The 23060-nt window shown below is 47.8% G+C and carries 7 protein-coding genes; 4 read left to right on the top strand and 3 right to left on the bottom strand.

Features of this window, described 5'->3' with window-relative positions:
- Positions 1-635: 635 nt before the first annotated feature.
- The 3 genes from QUA02_RS18515 to QUA02_RS18505 all read right to left on the bottom strand — a co-directional run bounded on the left by QUA02_RS18515 (position 636) and on the right by QUA02_RS18505 (position 8816).
- Positions 636-1841, bottom strand: coding sequence for a hybrid sensor histidine kinase/response regulator (locus QUA02_RS18515; RefSeq protein ID WP_333029749.1), 1206 nt, complete (start codon positions 1839-1841; stop codon positions 636-638).
- 123 nt (positions 1842-1964) lie between these two features.
- Positions 1965-8465 carry a PAS domain S-box protein gene (locus QUA02_RS18510; protein WP_333029747.1) on the bottom strand — a complete coding sequence of 2167 codons (6501 nt, stop codon included), beginning with the start codon at positions 8463-8465 and terminating at the stop codon, positions 1965-1967.
- Positions 8466-8573: 108 nt separating this feature from the next.
- Positions 8574-8816 carry a hypothetical protein gene (locus QUA02_RS18505; RefSeq protein WP_333029745.1) on the bottom strand — a complete coding sequence of 81 codons (243 nt, stop codon included), beginning with the start codon at positions 8814-8816 and terminating at the stop codon, positions 8574-8576.
- A gap of 355 nt (positions 8817-9171) precedes the next feature.
- On the opposite strand from QUA02_RS18505, the gene ppsA reads away from it, so the two are divergent.
- The 4 genes from ppsA (at position 9172) to QUA02_RS18485 (ending at position 23047) form a co-directional block, all read left to right on the top strand.
- On the top strand, positions 9172-11649 hold the full coding sequence (ppsA, locus tag QUA02_RS18500) for a phosphoenolpyruvate synthase (RefSeq protein WP_333029743.1): 2478 nt from the start codon (positions 9172-9174) through the stop codon (positions 11647-11649).
- 593 nt (positions 11650-12242) lie between these two features.
- On the top strand, positions 12243-12563 hold the full coding sequence (locus QUA02_RS18495) for a DUF6464 family protein (protein ID WP_333029741.1): 321 nt from the start codon (positions 12243-12245) through the stop codon (positions 12561-12563).
- Positions 12564-13772: 1209 nt separating this feature from the next.
- Positions 13773-21164: a DUF4347 domain-containing protein gene (locus QUA02_RS18490; RefSeq protein ID WP_333029740.1), complete on the top strand. Its 7392-nt coding sequence runs from the start codon at positions 13773-13775 to the stop codon at positions 21162-21164.
- 176 nt (positions 21165-21340) lie between these two features.
- Complete coding sequence (locus QUA02_RS18485; protein ID WP_333029738.1) at positions 21341-23047, top strand: DEAD/DEAH box helicase; 1707 nt, start codon at positions 21341-21343, stop codon at positions 23045-23047.
- The last annotated feature ends 13 nt before the right edge of the window (positions 23048-23060 follow it).

Below are 23060 nucleotides of genomic sequence, written 5' to 3'. Positions count from 1 at the left end.
AGATTTTAGATTTTAGATTTTAGATTTGGAATGACTGATGACTATCGCGGTTTGGCTCTTGCGTACAGTGGCATTTTTTTTAACTGGTATCCTTTTGCTATTTTTTATTAATAAAAAAATCGCAGCGGATGCAGCTACCTAGCTGATTTTTGGGGAACTTGAACCGCAGGCTTTAGGATGCCCTGCGTGCTTTCAGACTCCCAGATTTTTGTAAAATTGAGTTGTTCGCTGCAAGTTGTCTGCCTTCCCCCAAACATACAGCGTATTCCAGATTTATGAAGTAGGGACAAAGGCTAAAGCCTTTGTCCCTACCCGTTATCTGTACTGCACTCAACTGAAAACTGCTATAGTAGCCCAAAGTTCTCGTACTCTTACCTATATTGCAACTCACTTCTGTTTTAATTTACAACATTTGGCAGGGAAGTAGCAAGGGGAAAAGCAAAAGAGCGCCCAGGAATCAGGACTTGCATTTTTGACTGCAAACGTAGGAGCATTACGCTAGATTAAGCGGTTTGTAGTGAGGACTGAAGTCCTCTATCTAGCAGAAAGAAGGACTGGCATTCGGAAACTGCGAAGCTAATTATCAACTTAATAAGGGTTTTCTAACCCGACGGGATTTAACTGAGTTGAGTCTATCAAGTTTTCTGCTGTTTGGGCAGCACAACTGTAAACACGCTGCCTTGGCAGACATTGCTGCTAATAATAATCTCGCCCTTAAAAGGTTTTAAAAGTTCAATGCAGGTATAAAGTCCGAGACCAGTTCCTGTCGGTTCGCCTTCCGTTTTTTCCTCGCCTTTAGGCGGCTTTGAGGTGTAAAAAGGGTCAAAAACTTTTGACAAATCTTCAGGTGCTATGCCGCATCCCGTATCTGCAATATCCATGTATATGTTCGAGTCGTCTTGCCGAGTCACGATTGTTAGTTCCCTGCTTTTCTTTTGCCACATCGCATCCATTGCATTATTGATTAAGTTATAAAATACTTGAGAGATATAGGAATACATTAAGGGAAGGGTGGGAATTTCTTCGTCATAAAAGTATTTTTTTCTAATCTTATTTTTAAAATACAGATTGCCTTCCAATAGCTGAATTTCTCGCTGAACTAAATCGTTGATATTCACCGGTTGCAAATCTTGCTGTTGCTCTTTTCGGCTTTTCATCATCAGATTATCCATGATCTGATTGATTTTTGTGACAGCTTGCAAAATATACTTAGTATAATTTAAAAGAGAGTCTTCTTGAATTTTTGTGGCTTTTGTTTCAATCAAATCGACGCTAGTCTGGATCACTTGCAGCGGACTTTTGAGGTTGTGAACCATTCCCTGGGTCAAACGTCCGATGATGGCTGTTTTTTCCTGGTCGATGAGCTGCTTAGTTTTTTGGTTGACAAGTCTTTCCAGGTTTTGGTTGAGGTGGGCAAGTTCGAGGTTTTTTTCTTCGAGTTTTTTTTGTAAGCTGCGGATTGTCAAGTGAGTTTGAATGCGGCTCAATACTTCTTCGTGCTGGAACGGCTTGGTAATGTAGTCAACGGCTCCTGTCTGAAAGCCTTTTACTTTATCAAGCGTATCGGAAAGGGCGCTCATGAATATGATGGGAATCTCTCGCGTTGACGGGTCTGCTTTCAAACGCAGGCAAGTTTCAAAACCGTCAATTCCAGGCATCATGATGTCCAAAAGTATCAAGTCTGGATGGATGTATTCAATTTGCTCGATCGCACTTTCGCCGTCTAGAGCCACTAATACTTTAAACCCGTAATTCCTTAACAACTCGAAAAGTACGTCTAGATTTGTTTGGTTGTCATCGACAATTAGTATGATGCTTCTTTCGGAATTCTTATCGTTCATATTCAAGAGAAAAATTAAAATTTTTGACTTGTGAGTTTTGACTGGTGAGTTTAAATCGCATTCTAATCATGAGGATGGGTTAATGAAAATCATAACGCGCGACTCATAAATTCTTAGCGCTGGTTAATTTTCTGACAAATGTTGCTTCAGAAAGTCTCGAATTTGCTTAAGCTGAAATCCTTTGGCAAGTTGGCGCAGGTGGTGAACGAAAGGCACTAATTTCGGGTCAGAATTTTCAAGTTTAGCAATTTCCTCCAAAATAGCTTCAATATCGCCCATCGCAGCCGATCTTAACAGTGCCAAGACTGACTCCGAGGCAGGAGACTCGATCGCCCTGGAAGCAGCAGCAAGGTCAGATGATGGTTTGGGAGTTTGAGGTTTTCGCTTTTTGCCACACGATCCGTCTTCGTAAATCCATTCTAGTGCCAAATGTACGCGCAACAATTCTAAAAGCTCGTTAGTTTGAATAGGCTTGGGGAGAAAGTTATCGCAACCTGCAAGTAGACTCTCTTGTCTGGTAGTCTCGTAAACGCTAGCGGACAAAGCAAGGATAACTGCATCTTTTAATTTTGGCAACTGCCGCAGCCGCCTGGTAGCTTCCCAGCCGTCCATTACGGGCATCAGCAAGTCCATTAAAATTACATCCGGTTGAAATTCCAGTGCTTTGTGCAAGCAGTCTTCGCCGTCTGTGGCTTGTGCTATTTCAAAGCCCAAACGAGAAAGCAGCCTGTACAGCATGGCGCGATTTGCCTCATTGTCGTCCACTAACAGCACTTTGCGCCGACACCCGACAAAACCGACAAGTCGGCGTTTTTCTTCGGGCCGAGAGAGGAGTTCAGAACGCTGGGCGACTGCGGGCAAGTCTATATCCAACCAAAAAATGCTGCCTTTGCCCAAGGTACTTTGGACGCGAATTTGGCCGCCCATCATTTGGACTATTTTTTTGCTGATAGAAAGTCCCAATCCGGTACCTTCAACAAAATTGTTGCGATCGCCCACTTGATGAAATGGCAAAAATATTTCTTCTAATTTGTCCTGTGGGATGCCAATGCCCGTATCTTCGATTTGAAAGCGAATTTTACCGGCAGTCAATTCGCCGGAATTTACTGCTGTGAGGCTCGATCGCACTTTTCTGGTTTTTCGCGGTGGGTTCGACTCTTCCTGCGGTTCTAGATTCCCCGTCGAGTTTACTTTCTGAACGCTAACCTCCGCTCTTATATTAGAATTAATTGCGTTTATTTGAGTTGAATTTTCCGTGGAACTCCCTGCACAACCAATTTTGAAAGTCACTCCACCGCTATCGGTAAACTTAACCGCATTGCTGAGCAAATTAATCAAAACTTGCCGCAACCTTTTTTCGTCTGCTAAAACGTAGTCGGGCAGCGACGAGACCTGCTCGTAATTAAAGGCAATTCCTTTTTGAGCCGACCGCATCTGGAACAAATCAACAATACTTTTAACAAAGCTGGGAAAATGCACGTTTGTCGGGGACAGTTCCATTTTACTAGCTTCAATTTTCGCTAAATCTAAAACGTCATTAATTAGCACCAGCAAGTGTTCGCCGCACTGTTGAACGTTCATCAGACTCTCCTGTTGCTCCGCAGTTAAATTTCGATCTGGTTTGAGCAGTTGAATGTATCCTAAAATGCCGTTCAAAGGTGTCCGAAGTTCGTGACTCATGTTGGCGAGAAAGTCACTTTTAGCGCGGCTGGCGGATTCGGCGGCTTCTTTAGCTAATTGCAGGGCGGCTTCTGCAAGTTTGCGATCGGCAATTTCGGTTTGTGCTTGTTCAAATAGCGTCGATTGCTGAATGGCGATCGCCAACTGCACCCCCAATTGTTTGAGGCAGTCTGCCTCGAATTTCTGCCAGGGACGCGGGCCAGTGCAGTGGTGGACAACTAACAGCCCCCACAAGTTTTTGCCTTGCAAAATCGGCACTACCAGATTCGCTCTCACCTGAAGCTGAGCCAACATATTCAAGTGGCAGTCGGCGATACCGGCATTGTAAACATCATCTATGGCTTTAATTCTGCCGTCTTGGTAAAGACTAACGTAGGCTTCCCCAAAACAGGGATCGTAAATTTCCATTCCTACAATTGGTGGGGTATTTTCGCCAACCGACTCGACAGCGATAAACCCGCTCCAATCCGCATTGAATTGGTAGATAACAGTGCGGTCTACTTGCAAAAAATGCCGCACTTCTTCGACAGCTTTGGTGAGAATTTCTTCTAAATTGAGAGAAGAGCGAATGCGTTCTAGCATGGCTACTGCCAACTGTTCGCGTTTTAATTGCTGGCGTAAAGCGGCTTCGGATGTTTTGCGTTTTGTGATGTCTGTAATCACTGCAATTAACCCTATTGACTGGCCATTTATATCTTTAATGCTGTCGGCTCGCACCAGAGCGATAACAGCTTCGCCGCTCTTATTTTGCAGTTCAATTTCCCCGCACCAAGAGCGACATTTGCGAAGGTTTTTATAGATTTGTTTGTAATTTTTAGGCCGGACGTAAAGCCCGGCGCTATCACCGAGATCGTTGAGTTCTTCCACCGTGTAGCCGTAACGCTGAATGAAGGCTTGATTGTGGTAAATAGACCGCCCTTTCAAGTCGGCGATCGCGATCGCGTCGCTGGTGCTTTCGACGGCTTGAGTGACCCGCCACAAAGCTAATTCTGCTGCTTTGCGAGCGCTGATATCCGTCATCGAACCCACCATCCGCAGGGGGTTTCCGGCTTTGTCCCACACTGCTTGAGCGCGGGCGAGCACCCACTTGTAGCTGCCGTCTTTGCACTGCAAGCGGTATTCGGCGGCGTAATTGGGGGTTTGTCGATCGAGATAATCTTGGATCGCTGCTTGTACTCGATCGCGATCGTCTGGATGGACGCGATCGATCCCTGCGCTGTTGCTGTTTTCGATTTCGCTGTCTGCGTAACCGATAATTTCTTGCCAGCGGGCCGATCGAAAAACTTCATTTGTTTGAAGATTCAGATCCCAAATTCCGTCTTGATTGCCTTTGAGAACTAACTGCCAGCGTTCTTCACTTTTGCGCAATTCTTCTTCGGCTTGTTTGCGCTGAATGTGAGAACCCAACTGAGTCGCTACCGCCTTGACCAACTCTACTATACGCGGTTCCATAATCGATCGGTCGCGCTTGCAGAATACTAAAACTGCCAGCACCGAGGAGCTAGTGCGAATCGGCACTCCAAAACAAGCTTTCAATCCGACTGCGGCCGCCATTTGCGATCGGGCAAAAACAGGATTTGTGGCTATAGAAATATCTTCAATCCATTCTACCTTTCGGGTTGACAAAATCCGTCCCGGCACTCCCACTCCGAGGGCGAACCTAATTTTTTTACTTTCGCGACCGAACCTATCTAAATCGCGATCGCTAGCGTACCAAGTTTCGCTGTATTCCAAAACAGTACCCTTAGCAGCCGGTATCCAAGCTTCTGCAAAATTCCAGCCGATCGCATTGCACAGCAACCGCAAAATATCTGCTATGGCGCTCTCGAAATCTACGGACTCATTAATTGCTTGAGTAGCCGCCAGCAACAACTTAATTTCATCTTCTGCTTGCTTGCTTTCTGTAATATCAGTTCCCGTGCCGAGAATTTGTTTTAACTTGCCGTCTGCTGTTTTCGCAAATACAGTATCTCGGCTCACAATCCAGCGCCAAGAACCATCCTTGTGCCTAATTCGGTATTCAATTTCAAAGATATCCCCTTCGCAGCCAGTTTCAACTTGCTGTAAATAATCCGGCATTTTGATTGAATCTTCCGGGTGCATTAAAGTTGACATCATCCACGGCCCGATTGCCTGAATCTCCTCTACTGTATAGCCGAGAATGTGGTATATAGAAGCGTTCGCATAAATATTTTTTTGTTCTATTAAGTCATAAACATACAACATATTAGGGCTTGCCCCAGCAATTTGTTGACTGAACCGCTGGCTTTCTCGCAGTGCTGCTGCTGTTTGTTTTCTTTCGGTAATATCGCGAACAATGCAAATGATTTCCCCGTCTGGCAGCATTGTCAGCGAGACATCTGTAGGGACTTTCGAGCCGTCGCGGCGGCATCCTAGTGCTTCGGTGCTGTAACAACCTTTTTGGACTAAAACCGGTACCACTTCTTGCTCGAACCTTTGCAGTTCTGCACCTTCGTAGAATACTTTCCAACTTTTGCCTAAGAGTTCATCTAGAGAGTCGTAACCGTAGATTTTTAGTCTGGCTGCGTTGCAATAAATTAACTCTCCGCCTGAATCAAGTATGGCGATACCTTCGGAAGCTTTGGCCATTGCTACTGCTTGCCTGTGAAGTGCTGACTCGGAGCGTTTGCGCTGAGTGATGTCGCGGACGATGCCGATAATTTCATCTTCCGTGCAGAAGACTATTCTCGCTTCAAATTCGCACACTTGGCCGTTGACAAGCAGTTGATATTCTACGATTTCAATTTCGCCATTATCAACAGCTTGTTTGTTGTAGGACAATATTTTTTCGGCAAAAGCTGCCGGCAATATGTCTTGTGCTTTTTTGCCGATGACTCTTTTTTCCTGTAGGACATTATCGAAATCTTTGGCAGGTTTGAAGTCTACAAAAGTGCCGTCTGCCCGACAGCGAAATATCATGTCCGGTATCGCATTTAAAAGAGCGCGGTTGGTGGCTTCGCTCTTGCGCAATTCAGCTTCAGCTTGCTTGCTAAATGTAACGTCGCGAGCAACTGCATAAATCAAACCTTCTTCTGCAAACGGCGATGCCGTCCACGACAGCCATTTATAATTGCCATCTCGGCAAATATAGCGAATTTCTACGTTAATAATCGAACTGCCGCTTTTGAGGTATTCTAATTGGTTCAAGCAGGTCTTTCGGTCTTCTGGATGCACGAATTCGACCAAAGGTTGGGCTAACATTTCATCGCTGCTGTAACCTAATACAGTAGACCAAGCCGGGTTTAAGCGTTTGAAATAGCCGTCAAAACCTGCAATGCACAGTAAATCCAGCGAGATATTAAAAAATCTATCGCGGTCTTGCTGGGTTTGTTTTAATTCGGTGACATCCATCACCAAACCGTCCCAAACTATATCGCCGTTGGCTTGCTTTTCTGGCTTCGACGCACCTTGCAGCCACTTCACATTGCCGTGGATAATTTGCCGCCACTGGTGCTGCCAAGGTTGCAGAGTCGTTGCAGAAATTTTTATCGATTTTTCAAAGCCGGGGAGGTCATCTGGATGAATTGTTTCATAAGAAAAATTTGTCTTTTTTTCTATTTCTTTTGCTTCTAATTCGTAAAGGTTTTTGCTGCCCGAAGAAACGTAGGTAAAATACTTTCTACCGCCCGGCTCGACGCGGAATTGATAAATCATTCCCGGCACGTTAGCTGCCATTTTTTTAAACCGACCTTCGCTCTCTTCCAAAGCTAATTGTTGGCATTTGTACTCGGTGACATCTCGAATTGTGCCGACTAACATTTTACGGCTGTCAGTTGTTTTAAATACACTTTTTTTAATCGAAATAATTCTTTTTTTGCCGGCGCTGTCTGTAAAATTTTCTTCCGTTTCGACCGCGTTGCCAGTTCTGAATACTTCTTCGTCTTTTTGCCAAAATATTTGGGCTTTTGCTGGTGGCAAAAAGTCGTATCCCGACTTACCGATCAGTTCTTCTCGCGGTTTTCCCATTAACTCGCAGAAAGCATCGTTTAATACGATCCAGCGATGCTGCTCGTCTTTGACAAAAATTGGATCGGGAGTAGCATTAATCGTGTGCTTGAAAAACTCTTCTGATGTTTTTAATTGGTGTTCGTAACGGTAGCGATCGCTCACGTCCAAGATTACTTTTATTATTCGCTCGATCGAGCCGTCCCGGCCGCGAATACAGCGCAGGGAAACTCGAGTGTAAACTATTTCTCCGTCTCTTTTGCACCACCTTTTGTCTAAAACATAGCCTTCGCTCTTCCCTGCAAAAATTTTATTTAACTGCTCTAAACTGGCCGACAAGTCATCAGGAAAACCACACTGCTCCCAATTTCCGTGCAAAAGTTCTTGGCGCTCGTATCCCAGCAAATCGCACAAGGCATCGTTAACTTCCAACCACTCGCATTTTTCGGCTGATGATGGGGAATTTGGAGGGGCAATAATGGCAATTCCCACGAGGGAATTCTCGACTACCGAGCGATATTTTTCTTCGCTTTTTTGCAAAGCTTCTTGGTTGTGCTGCCGCTCAACTGCGTAGCGGAGCGATCGCATTAACATATCCCTGTCGATGTTTCGCTTGACTAGATAATCCTGAGCTCCTGCTTGGATTGACTGCACGGCGAGTTCTTCATCGTTGCGGGCCGTCAGTACGACGATCGGAGTATTTAAGCTGTATTCTTGTATTTTGACAATTGTACTTAAGTCTTGGCTGTCCGGCAGCGAAAGGTCTAGTAAAATCACATCAAAATGTTCGCCGACCAAAAGTTGCTGCGCTTTGCTGAGACGGTCTGTACAGCTTACTGACAGCCTTTGGGGATATGCTCGGCTGAGATTTGTTTCTAATAATAACTCTTCGATCAGATCGGCTTCGGCTTGATTGTCTTCCACCAGGAGAACTTTAAAACCGTTTCGCTTTGCGGTTGGGCTCAAAACTGATATCATATACCTTCTTATTCGTCATAAGACAGTTGAGCTAACTATTATAGCATATAAATAATTGAATGCCAAAAAATACGGCTGACCCAAGTTAAAAAATCCCTGGTTCAACAATTACAATGCTCTACATCGACTGTGTTTTTGCTCTAAGTAGGTCAACGCAATCAGAGGTAAAATTTTTACGATTTTTAGAAGCTCAGTTTCTTGAGGAAACAAAGCTGCTCGGTGTTGTGTTTTTTCGGCGATCGCCCCTGTCAACTGCCTTTCGGCGATCGAAACCGACCTTTTGTTGCCCTTCGATTCCGCTACCAACACAATCCGAGCGGTATCCCCGCACCACTGCGCGCTCAGCGCCAAAAAATCACTGGGAACTATGTTCGACTTTCAAATTTTTACCACCTTTTTTATCATAGCTTACAGAAATTCCCCGCTGCCATTTCTTTACTTTTTGCAATCAAATAAATTTTTTCCACAAATCTTGCTATTTAGCAAAAAACTGATAATATTGAAATAGAGGCAATCAAAAACTCTGCTGGATACAGCCTCAGAAAAAATCCGCGAAAAAATCCGCGAAAAAATTAGAGAAAAAAGCTGCAAAAAAATTAGAGAAAGAATCAGAGAATTTTCGCAACACAACTACTGTAAAAAAAATTACAGTCGTTGGTTTACTGTCCTTTGACCGAACTGAGCTGAAGTTTAGAGGAAAAAAGCCATGATCGAAAAATTAGCAATTCAACAAAAACAAGTTTTAATTCCCAAAGAAAAAGCCTTAGTATTGTGGTTTGATGAAGTCGGTATCGCCGACATCCCATTAGTAGGCGGAAAAAATGCTTCTTTGGGGGAAATGATTCAACAGTTAACTCCCAAAGGAGTCAGCGTCCCCAACGGATTTGCAACGACAGCATACGCTTACCGCTGCTTCATTGAGTCGGGGGGTTTAGAAGCTAAATTGCGCGAAATTTTGGCCGATTTAGACGTAGAAGATGTGCAGAACCTGCGACAAAAAGGCAAGCAAGCGCGGGCATTGATTATGGGTACACCGTTTCCGCGAGAACTGCAAGCGGCGATCGCGGATGCTTACGATCAATTGTGCGATCGGTACGGCGACAGCACCGACGTAGCAGTGCGTTCCTCCGCCACCGCCGAAGACTTACCAGACGCCAGTTTCGCCGGACAGCAAGAAACCTACCTCAACGTTCACGGCTGCACCGGCGTGCTCGAATGCTGCCAGAAATGCTTCGCCTCCACATTCACCGACAGAGCAATTTCTTACCGCCAACTCCGAGGTTTCGACCACTTTGAAGTCGCCTTATCTGTCGGCGTGCAAAAAATGGTGCGATCGGACTTAGCATCCTCCGGCGTCATGTTCAGCATCGACACCGAAACCGGTTTCAAAAATGCCGCCTTAATCACCGCCGCCTACGGCTTAGGCGAAAACATCGTTCAAGGAGCCGTAAACCCCGACGAATACCTGGTTTTCAAACCCACATTAAAACAAGGGTTCCGCCCAATTCTAGACAAACGCCTCGGCACGAAAGAAATTAAAATGGTGTACGATCTTGGCGGTTCCAAATACACCAAAAACGTCTCAGTAACGGCAACAGAACGCGGCAAATATGCCCTTAACGATGACGAAATTTTGCAACTAGCACGTTGGGCAGTATTAATAGAAGAACACTACTCCCAAGTGCACGGAACTTACACGCCGATGGACATCGAGTGGGCAAAAGACGGCAATACCGGCGAACTCTTCGTAGTCCAAGCGCGGCCGGAAACAGTGCAATCGCAGAAGTCCGCTACAGTTTTGCGGAACTACAAATTGCAAGGTTCCAGTGCAGTTTTGGCAAAAGGACGCGCCGTTGGCGAAGCGATCGGACAAGGCAAAGCCCGCGTCATTTTAGACGTTAGCGAAATTGCTGACTTTGAAGCAGGGGAAGTTTTAGTCACCAACAAAACAGACCCCGATTGGGAACCGATCATGAAAAAAGCGAGTGCGATTGTCACCAATTCCGGCGGCCGCACTTGCCACGCTGCGATCATTGCCCGGGAAATGGGAATTCCGGCAATTGTCGGCACCGGCGACGCTACCCAAGTCTTGAAAAACAATCAAGAAATCACTGTTTCTTGTTCCGAAGGAGAGGAAGGCAAAGTTTATTCCGGTTTAGTGCCGTTTGAAGTAAAAGAAAGTGCGATCGACAATTTGCCGCGAACCCGCACTCAAATTTTAATGAATGTCGGCAACCCAGAAGAAGCTTTTGGTTTGTCAGCAATTCCTTGCGACGGCGTAGGCTTAGCGCGCCTGGAATTCATCATCGCCAACCACATAAAAACGCACCCCTTGGCACTGATTCACTTTGATGAATTGACCGACGAATCCGTCAAGCGTCAAATTGCCAAACTCACATCACTTTACGAACACAAACCAGATTTTTTTACCGACAAATTAGCTCACGGAATTGCCACCATCGCCGCCGCATTTTATCCCAATCCAGTCATCGTGCGGATGAGCGATTTCAAGAGCAATGAATATGCTAATCTTTTGGGAGGGCGACAGTTTGAACCCAAGGAAGAAAACCCGATGCTAGGGTGGCGCGGCGCCTCTCGCTATTACGACCCGAATTACCGCGAAGCTTACGCTTTGGAATGCCTTGCACTCAAGCGAGTTCGCGAGGAAATGGGCTTGACAAATGTGATTCCGATGATTCCGTTTTGTCGCACCCCGGATGAAGGGCGCAAAGTGTTGGCCCAGATGGCAAAACACGGTTTAGTCAAGGGGGAAAATGGCTTGCAAGTGTATGTGATGTGCGAATTGCCGAGCAATGTGATATTTGCTGACGAATTCGCGCAAGTTTTTGACGGATTCTCGATCGGCTCTAACGACTTAACTCAGCTAACATTAGGATTAGACCGGGATTCTGCTTTAGTCGCTCACATCTTTGACGAACGGAATGAAGCTGTGAAGCGGATGGTGGAAATTGCCATTAAAGCGGCGAAGAAGTACGGCCGCAAGATTGGGATTTGCGGTCAAGCGCCCAGCGATTATCCTGAGTTTGCTCGCTTCTTGGTTGAGTTGGGTATTGATTCGATTAGTTTGAATCCTGATTCGGTTTTGAAGACTTTGTTGAATGTTGCTAAGGTGGAGGTTTCCGGTTCGATGATGGATTTAGCGACGGAGGTTGCTAAGGTTTAATCCTTGGGGTTTTTAAGTGAAATCGGGTTTCTTATATCTAGTCCTGTAAAATAACCTATCTCGTGTTTGTAGTGAGGATTTTATATCAATTCCGGCTGCGTCGGAATGATATAGAGGACACGGCAGTGCCGTGTCCCTACCGCGATCGATTGTAGGGACACGGCAGTGCCGTTTCCTGATTTCGGGTAATATTAATTCCGATACAACCTCGCGTTTGTAGTGAGGATTTTATATCAATTCCGGCTGCGTCGGAATGATATAGAGGACACGGCAGTGCCGTGTCCCTACCGCGATCGATTGTAGGGACACGGCAGTGCCGTTTCCTGATTTCGGGTAATATTAATTCCGATACAACCGGAATTGATTTTAGTCCAGATCGAAATCTGAGGACTTTAGTCCTCACTACAAACCTATCCAGAACAGCCCTCATCGGCGCCCGACAGCAACCGCCAGCAAACGGTTAACGCAGGGGCGGCATAGTTTGAAACTTGACCGGGAACTTTTCTGATTTAAAACCGTCTTTTGGCAGATAATTTTATGTTCCCGATCGTCTAAATTTAAAAAAAATATTCTCACGCACGAGCTCTGAAAATGTGCTAACTGCTCTCCTAATTATTTTCATAGGTTTAGTTCCGTGGCTGCTGTCTTTGTGGGTGATGGGCTCTGCCGAGAGCCTCGCCCGCGATCGAATTGCAGCGGCTAGGCTTGCGGTAGCAAATAGACCCCCGCGAACTCAACTAGCAACTGCCGATCGCACTTACGTAGAAGGCCTCGGTTATCCGATCGGCGATATTACTTGCGAGTATAACGCCCGCTCTAATTACATTCGCTGCGCTGTCAATCCTGCTGGGCCCTGTCAAGATTGTCGGTACTACCAAGCCAGAACTCTTGACGTTCGGGGTGAAAAGATATAGCTTGTATTGGTGCTGGTATCTACGCATATTTGCGGATATAGTAATCAATGAGTTAATATGTACTTAGGTGTAATGATTGTTGTTGGAGCTTGTTCAGGACGAGCTGCGTCCCAACTCAGCAATTAAAGCCTAATCGATCAGTATTGCTGGGTTACAGTTGCCGTAACAGGGGGATTACAGTCTGTGTTTTTCTAGTTGAGGACTTGCGCTTTCCTAAACCAGGTTAGACCATAAATCTTGGTTGGGCGGCGAGAAATCTAGGAATAAATCAAGTTTCTCGTCTCAGTCAGCGTAACTCCTGCAGTTAAGAAAATTAGCGAATAAAAATCGCAAGTAGCTGACGGGCAAATTTGCCAGTCGATTTCTCCAAAACATCATGAAAAATTCTGCACGAACAATTGTCTTTCTTCATTTACCTCAAACAGAAACCCGCTCGAAGACTCGCTTGTTGACAGTTTGAGAAGTTGGTTATGCGCCATACTAATCTGTTTTTGCGATCGCAGCTTTCGCAGTCTCAAACCTGGATTGTTGTCTCTAGACTGCAAATCATAAATTTTTAAGACGCCTCGTCGATACAGGGTATGTATATTTCAATTTAAATAACACCTCGGGCACTGCCGACCCAATTATGTCACGGCCAGCACTCCCTAGCAATTGCCTCCCTAATTAATGTCTGGTTTCCCGATGTGAACCGGGCTTGCACACCAAAACTAAAGAAACCGGGTTTCGACTTCGCTCAACCAGCAGGTTTTTTACTGGGAGCGAGGGCTGCAACGAATTATTTTCGTCCATAAAACCCGGTTTCTGCGTCCATAAATGGTGAAATTTCTCTGCAATAAAAGTGCATTAGACGATCTACAGAAAACCTCATAAAGTAAATTTTTGAGAATTCCTGTGATTATCTACTGCGGGATGTATAACATCTGCGTGTAACAGATACACTCCCTAGCCGAAAGCCGAAGGCAAAATATCACCCGACAGATAGATTATGGGGATTTAAACTCTCAATCCTCAGCGCTTGCGTCGGCGATATTTGCAATGTTATCAAATAGCAAGATAGCACAGCTTTGTGCTGAATTAAATTCGCCTGTTTCTCTTTCTCGCAGTCAAGCAGCAGAGCCTCTAACCCTGCAATTCAACCTTTTCAAGAGGTGGCTTTTATCATCTTGAAGCGGGCATCTTATATACAATCAGTCAGGTAATTCTACCATGCAAAGTATCTGCAACAAACCAATTTTCCTCAGCCAAAAAGCAGGTGAGACCACCGCAAGCATTGCTCCGAAAAACTCTCGAACAACAGCAACTTATCCTGATGAAAAACAAATAAAACAAGTAAAAGCAGAAAAGTGTTTCCTGTGCCAAAAACCCAGTGGCGGCGCGGGAATTGGGCAGCCCCACAGAGAATTTTTGCTCTTCACCGAGTCGGTGGGCGCCCGGACTGTAAAAAATGTACTGTTCATCGATTCGAGAGTAGAGAACTGCGACAGCTTGGCAAGAGGAGCAACAGCCGGTACAGAGGTATTTGTACTGGACTCGACGCGGGATGGAGTCGAGCAAATTACTAGAATTCTGGCTAATTGCAGCGATTTAGAAAGCCTTCAGATAGTGTCTCACGGTCGAGAAGCCCGAGTGCAACTAGGGTCGATCGAACTCAGCGGAGACAACTTAGAAACTTACAGCCATTTGTTGCAGCAGTGGGGAAAAGCCCTCAGCGAGAGAGGAGATATCTTGTTATTCGGGTGCAGCGTCGCAGCGGGGGAAAGCGGCGCGGCCTTCGTGCGGCGGCTCAACGAAATTACTGGTGCAGATATTGCAGCGAACGACGGATTGACGGGGAGTGCGGCACTAGGTGGCGACTGGAAATTAAAATTTGCGATCGGGGAAATAAAAGCGAGCATCGCCATTGAAAAAGAAGTGCTCGAAGCATACACCTACGTGCTCGGCACATTAGTTAACGAAACTTTCAAGAACGCCACAGTGAAGGGGCCTTGGATCTACCGAGGCACCAATGGGGTGCTGTACGATCCGAGTAAGGGCCCAGCTAACTCGCAATCTATACCGGGCATCACTGGAGGAACAGTATCAGGCTTACTTCCGGCTTTAGGTGGGGATACTCCTGGCAATGGCGTTCTGCAATTAACTCCAGCATCACTAGACAGGCGGGAGGCTTTCGTCCTCTACAACAACCCCATTCCTTCAAGCGACGGTCTGATTGTCAGGTTTGATTTCTATTCCTACGGTTCCAACCTGCAAATTAATGAGCCCCAGGGTTATTTTACTGGCAATCAGCCTGGGGACGGCATTGGTTTCTTCTTCATTGACGGTACTGCATCGCCAGACAAGCCCGGGGGTTATGGCGGTTCTCTGGGCTACGCTCAACGACTAGATGGAACCGTGGCCACACCCGGTATTAAGGGAGGTTATTTAGGCATTGGATTTGACGAGTTTGGCAACTATTCAGCACCGACAGAAGGGCGATCGGGTCCAGATCCCGATCCGGTTCCCGGCTCCTCAAATCCGCGTTTGGTCAGACCCGATTCAGTAACACTTAGAGGCAGGGAAGAGAATAATTACCGGTTTTTAACCCAAGCCTTTGCTCCCTTGGGCATCGATAACATTCCTACCAGTATTGACTTCACCGAACCCAATTTTAACTTTAGCAATACGTTGACGACCAATCGCGCGGCAGCGAAAAGATCCGTTCAAGTTACACTGAATCCATCTAACGATCGAGACAATCCCAATCGCCTCACCGTTGCCTTTGATACGGATCTTAACGGTAGCTACGAAACTACTCTGATCGACCTTCCCAACTTAGCAACCACCAACGGAATCCCAGTACCGCCTACTTTCAAATTTGGTTTTGGCAGTTCCACAGGAAGCGCCAACAACCTTCACGAACTTCAAAACCTGGTAGTTGAAACTATCAACCCTCCCACTATCTCGGCTGACGTTGTTACGATCAAGAGCGGGCCGCAATCCGTCAAGCCTGGGGGTAGCATTACCTACACCATCACAACCACCAACAGGGGGACAGCGCCCGCTCAACAAGTCCTGGTTCTAGACCAAATACCAGAGGAATTAATTCCGTCATCATCAACCGTTCCTACTGTCATAGCCTCGAACGGCGGCAGTTACTCAAACGCGACGCGGAATGTCACCTGGCCGGCAATTCCCGTTCTCAATGTCGGTCAAACCGTCACCTATACGCTAACAGTTGGTTTGCCACCTAATTTAGCTAGCGGCGGCACATTAACCAACGTTGCATCCAGCACTTCTGCGACTTTCGACCCCGACCTCAGCAACAACGACGGTTCAACACCCATAAGTAGAGTTCTGACTACTGTCACCGATACAGTCGCCGACCTCGTTACTACCAAAAGCGGCCCTCTCACCAGTGCGATCGGGTCAACCGTCACCTACAGCCTGACAACAACCAACAACGGGCCAGACGCAGCCACCAACGTCACCATCACTGACAGCATCATTCCGGGTTTAATCGGAGTCACGGCATCGGACGGCGGCACTTACGACCCTGTTTCGGGGATTGTCAGCTTCCCAGTACAGGCGACGCTGCAAAATGCAGGCACTCTCAGCCACACCGTCAGCTTTGTCCCGCCAGCGACGCTTAGCGTCATCAGCAACACGGCCAGGAGTAGCTCAGCGACTCCCGACCCGATCGCCACTAACAACAACGGCTCACCAACCAATAAAGACGGCACTCCGACCGGCTCGTCTGTTAGCACCACACTCACTTCCAGAGCCGACATCGTTACCACTAAAAGCGGGCCCACCGCGACGTCGGCCGGTGCCACAGTCAGCTACACGATCGCCACACTCAACAATGGCCCTAGTGCAGCAGAAGCCGTCACCATCACCGACAGCATCATTCCAGGCTTAACAGGAGTCACCGCATCCGACGGCGGAACCTATGACTCATTTACCGGGATTGTGACTTTCCCGGCTGTGGCGATCGCCAATGGCAATACAGTCACTCGGACGATCGGCTTTATCGCCCCAGCCACCCTCAGTGCCGTCAGCAACACCGCCAGAAGCACCTCAGTCACTCCCGACCCCACCCCAAGCAACAACGACGGTACAAACCCTAATTCCACTGTCAACACTACGATCGGTGCTAATGCCGACATCGTTACCACTAAAAGCGGGCCCACCGCGACGCAGGCCGGTGCCACAGTCAGCTACACGATCGCCGCACTCAACAATGGCCCTAGTGCAGCAGAATCCGTCACCATCACCGACAGCATCATTCCGGGGTTAACAGGAGTCACCGCATCCGAGGGTGGAACCTATGACTCAGTTACCGGGATTGTGACTTTCGCGCCCGTGGCGATCGCCAATGGCAATACAGTCAATCGGACGATCGGCTTTATCGCCCCAGCCACCCTCAGTGCCGTCAGCAACACCGCCAGAAGCACCTCAGTCACTCCCGACCCCACCCCAAGCAACAACAACGGTACAAACCCTAATTCCACTGTCAACACTACGATCGGTGCTAATGCTGACATCGTTACCACTAAAAGCGGGCCCACCGCTGCGACGGCCGGTGCCACAGTCAGCTACACGATCGCCACACTCAACAATGGCCCTAGTGCAGCAGAATCCGTCACCATCACCGACAGCATCATTCCGGGGTTAACAGGAGTCACCGCATCCGAGGGTGGAACCTATGACTCAGTTACCGGGATTGTGACTTTCCCGGCTGTGCCGATCGCCAATGGCAATACAGTCACTCGGACGATCGGCTTTATCGCCCCAGCCACCCTCAGTGCCGTCCGCAACACCGCCAGAAGCACCTCAGTCACTCCCGACCCCACCCCAAGCAACAACGACGGTACAAACCCTAATTCCACTGTCAACACTACGATCGGCACCGGGACCAGTCTTGCTAGTGCCGACATCGTTACCACTAAAAGCGGGCCCACCGCGACGTCGGCCGGTGCCACAGTCAGCTACACGATCGCCACACTCAACAATGGCCCTAGTGCAGCAGAAGCCGTCACCATCACCGACAGCATCATTCCAGGCTTAACAGGAGTCACCGCATCCGAGGGTGGAACCTATGACTCAGTTACCGGGATTGTGACTTTCCCGGCTGTGGCGATCGCCAATGGCAATACAGTCAATCGGACGATCGGCTTTATCGCCCCAGCCACCCTCAGTGCCGTCCGCAACACCGCCAGAAGCACCTCAGTCACTCCCGACCCCACCCCAAGCAACAACGACGGTACAAACCCTAATTCCACTGTTAACACTACAATCGGCACCGGGACCAGTCTTGCTAGTGCCGACATCGTTACCACTAAAAGCGGACTCACATCGGCAGCGCCGGGGCAATCTGTCACTTATACAATTACTACGGCGAACATCGGCCCCAGCGACGCGGCCAACGTCACCATCACCGACAGCATCGTTCCAGGTTTAACAGGAGTTTTGGCTTCCGACGGGGGAACCTATGACCCAATCTCAGGGGTAGTGAATTTTCCGGCGATCGCCAGCGTACCCGTTGGTCAAAGCGCTATCCGTACCGTTACTTTAGCAGTGCCCAACCGTGGCAGCATCACCAATATTTCCAGCAGTAAATCAACTACTCCCGACCTCAACCTCAGCAATAACGACGGCTCCTCTGCCACCGCTAGAGTCACTACCGCCGTTGCTCTCGATAGCGTCGCCAGTAGTGCAGACTTGGTGACTACCAAGACTGGTCTCACATCTACGACCGCTGGTAGTTCAGTTACTTATACTATAGTTACCACCAACAATGGACCGAATGCTGCTGAAAACGTAGTGATTACTGAAAGCATCATTCCGGGTTTAACGGGAGTCAACGTGTCCGATAACGGCACCTACGATCCAGTTACAGGGGTTGTCACCTTCCCAACTATTCCCAGTTTGGCTAGCGGCAGCAACACAAACCGCCAGGTAACTTTAGTTGTGCCAGCGACCGGCATCACAAGTATATCCCAGAGCCGATCGACCACTCCCGACCCCAACCCCAACAATAACAACGGTTCCGAACCCAATGCCACTGTCATCACCACAGTCAGCGCGACGGTCGGGACCAACCTACCCCCGGTAGCGGACAATAGCAACACGACACTACCGGCCAACAGCAGCATACCCATCAAGGGAATCAAAGGAACAGACCCAGACGGCACTATTGTTTCCTTCATCCTCAACACCCTGCCACCAACAAATCAAGGCGTCCTGTTCTTGGGCGACCCCACGAAAGGAGGAGTGCCGGTCACGTCCGGTCAAGTCCTCACCTCAAGCCAAATCGACCAGTTATTCTTCCAAGGAAGCAGCACTTTCTCAGGAACCAGTTTCACCTACAGCGCCATAGACAGCAGTGGCGCCATCAGTCCCACCCCTGCGACAGTCTCCCTGTTTCCGCCTACCGCTGACCAACCGCCAATCGCCAACAACTCCAACGTTATTTTGTTGCCAGACAGCAACGCCCAAATACCCGGATTGGGAGGAACAGACCTTGACGGCACGGTTGTTTCCTTCACCATCAACACCGTGTTGCCACCCGAGGAAGGTACATTGTTCTTGGGCGACCCAACCAAGGGGGGAGTCCCGGTTACACCCGGTCAAGTTTTGACGCCGGATCAAATTACCCAGTTGTTTTTTCAGTCCAGTAGCAGTTTCACAGGGGCAAAGTTCACCTACAGCGCTACGGACAACCTCGGCAATACAAGTCTGGGGGTTGCCACTGTGTCGGGTATTCTGGCAACGCCGACACCGACGCCGACAGCGACGCCGACAGCGACGCCGACAGCGACGCCAACAGCGACGCCTATTTTCGGCAGAGTTCCCGAACCGGATACTGGCTGCGGTTGCCAACCACTGCCCTTGCAGCCCTCTATAACATTTATCCAACCCCAGCGTTCGCAAATACTTAACTTCGACTCAAACGCCGCAGAGTTGATTAACATCCAAAACACTCTCATCGGCACTCCCGGAAACGATTCCTTGACGGGAAACGACGCTAACGAAATGTTCGTTTCTTTCACCGGCGACGACACACTTTTAGGGGAAGGCGGTTCAGACATTGTGTTTGGCGACCAACAGCGAGACTTCATCGCTGCCGGTAGGGGCAACGACATCGTTTACGCCGGCAAAGAAACCGATGTGGTGTTCGGAGGGAAACTAGACGATCGCATTTTTGGCGACCGCAGTTCCGACACATTGTACGGCGATCGCGGTTCCGACACGATCGTCGGCGACAACGGCAACGACATCGACCTCACTGGTAACGACGGCGACCTGATTTTCGGGGGCTCTTCAGGCGATGCCATTGCTGGCAATCAAGGCAGCGACACCGTTTACTCCGGTAAAGACCCCGACATCGCGACAGGGGGCAAAGAAGATGACTTGATTTGGGGCGACAAGGGCCCGGACACCCTCTACGGCGACAGCGGAGACGACTCTCTGTTCGGCGGCGTCCTCAACTCCCAGGACAGCGACCCCGACGGGCAAGATTTGCTGTTTGGAGGCGACGGGAACGACTTACTTAACGGCCAGGAACAAGACGACACTTTGCTGGGCGGCAACGGCCGGGATTTGGTGTTTGGAGGCAAAGGGGGCGATCGCATTTTCGGCGAAACTGAGTCCGACACTCTCTACGGCGGCCGCGATTCGGACACGATACTCGGCGACTACGGCAATGCCTTCAGCAGCACAATTGCTACCGAAGAAGGCGACTTAATTTTCGGCAACGACACCGGCGACATCATCGGCGGAGGTAGCGGTAACGACAGCATTTTTGCCGGCAAAGGTAACGACTTAGCGGTAGGCGGCAAAGATAACGACATGATTTGGGGCGAACTCGGTTCCGACACAATTATCGGCGACGAGGGAGACGATTCGCTTTACGGCGGCTTGCAAAACCAGTTAGTGTCGGATGTTGACGGCCGCGACTTGCTGTTTGGGGGAGATGGGAACGACTTCCTCCACGGCGGCGAGAGTTCCGACTCTCTCAGCGGTGGTTTTGGCAATGATACGGTTCGCGGTGGCAAGGATGACGATTTAGTACACGGAGATGCAGGCAATGACTTAGTTTACGGTGATGACGGCAGCGATATTTTGTGCGGCGATGAGGGCAACGATACCATTTTTGGCGATCGGGGGGAAAATGCTCTAGGTTCCGTGGGTGCGATCGGCCAACAAGACTGCATCAACGGCGGCAGCGACGACGACCTTCTCTACGGCAATGAAGGCCAAGATACTCTCAACGGCGACGATGGTAACGACACTATTTACGGAGGGAAAGATAGCGACATTCTCAACGGAAGTGCAGGGGATGACTGGCTTTATGGAGACTTTGGCGAGGATACTTTAATTGGGGGTACTGGGAGCGATCGTTTTGTGTTAAATAGCAACAGCGGTATCGATACAGTGCTCAATTTTGAAGTAGGAACCGACAAGTTTGTTCTCGCCGACGGGCTGAGTTTCCAACAGTTGCAAATCACTCAAAGCGGGAGTGAATTTTTACTGCAATTAGCCGGAACTAATCAGGTTTTGGCTAGAGTAATGGGGGCTAATAACCAGATTGCAGCGTCGGATTTCCTTTCAGTTTAGGCGGTTGCTATACAGTCCTAGACGCACAGACTCTATCTGTAGGGTGCGCCGCAGCGCACCTTACCCCTACCAATAATGTCTCAAACCATTTTTTGTGTCCTGGACTGTATATATAGCAGTAACTGGTTCCCAGGCAGAGCCTGGTAACGAGTAGATGCAGTAAAAGTGAGATACTGATGATTGTGGAAGTGACCGATCGCATGAGTGATGCACAACCCCTCACCGTAGAAGACCTAGAAGGTTTTTTAAATGTTTTCAGGAGAATTATGGATGACAAATTTTACAAGTTTTACGCGCTGCGAGAGTACCGTAACAAACCATCGGACAAAATACCCGCAGCCCACCAAATAGAAGCGTTGGAAAGGTTGGATGAGTGGTTCAGGGAGCAACGCGATATGCACTCTGGCAGCATTCTTGTTTTGCCCACTGGGGGTGGCAAGACTTTCGCTACTGTACGGTTCCTCTGTACCAGTCCACTTTCCAAAGGCTACAAAGTTTTGTGGTTAGCTCACACTCACCATTTGCTAGAGCAAGCTTTTGACACCTTTAAATCAGAAGTCAAGCACATATCTCAACCTCAAACCAGGCTTGACGTGCGAGTGGTTTCTGGTACACCAGGACATTACTCTGTTGAGGAAATTGGAAAAACGGATAATGTTTTAATTGCTACACTTCAGACACTGACTCGCGCTTATAAACGTAAACAACCGAAGCTAGAAGCATTTCTCAAATCAGCAAACGATAAACTTTTTGTTGTTTTTGATGAAGCGCACCATTCTCCTTCACCTACTTATCGCCAGTTAATTATCGCTTTGCAGGAACGTTTCCCTAAGATGTATCTTTTGGGGCTGACTGCAACTCCAACCTATAGCAACCAATATAAGTATGGGTGGCTTGAAAAGCTTTTTCCTCAACGAATACTTTACCAAGTAACTGCTCAACAACTCATGGCTGATGGCATTCTTTCTAAGCCAGAGATTGAGCAACATAAAACTAACTTTGAGGCTCCTGAGTTTGAAGCAGAAGAATATAAAAAATGGACTAAAAGTTACCAAGATTTACCGGAAGACATCATCAGCAAATTAGCAGAGAATCGCGATCGTAATGCTTTTATTGCAGAAACTTACGCAAGTAATAAAGAGCGGTATGGAAAAACGATTATATTTGCCGACCGATGGTTTCAATGTGAGCAATTGCGTGAGTTTTTGGAAAATAGAGGTATACGTGCTGGCGTTGTTTATTCTGGAGCTAAAAGCTCTGAAGGAGAGAAAGTTCGCAAGCGGGATGAAAATGCCCGTATATTAGAGGCTTTCCGTAGCAATAATTTTGAGGTGTTAATTAACATTAAAATGCTGACCGAAGGAACTGATATTCCTGATGTTCAAACTGTTTTCATAACTAGAGAAACTAAAAGTGATATTCTGCTCACTCAGATGATCGGACGCGGCTTGCGTGGCCCACGTATGGGGGGGACAGAAAAAGCCTATATAGTTGCTTTTATTGATATCTGGAAGTATGAAATAAAATGGGCTGGATACGGTCAAATTATTCCTGGAATTGCTGATAATGATGCTTCCGAAAGTCATGGTCTATCACCGCAGGTTATATTAGCAGATTTAGTACGAAGATTAGCTCAGCAAATGGATATAACTATTGATAATATTACTGGGCTTTTTTTAACTTTACTTCCGCTTGGCTGGTATAAGGTTGAATTTGAAACTGTTGCTAAAGGAAGTGAAGATGACATACGGATGACAGAATTAGTGATGGTATTTGAAGGCGAGAAAGATGCCTATGAACGATTTATTGAAAGTATTGCTGGGAGCATCCCATTTTTGCTTTCATATCATGGACGGTTGCATCAGAATAATATATTTGGATGATATAGCGTGCGAG

Source organism: Microcoleus pseudofavosus SVA1_A4, from assembly GCF_036700565.1.
GTDB lineage: Bacteria > Cyanobacteriota > Cyanobacteriia > Cyanobacteriales > Microcoleaceae > Microcoleus.
Note: the sequence above shows the minus strand (reverse complement) of the source record. Positions and strands in the feature narration are given on the sequence as shown.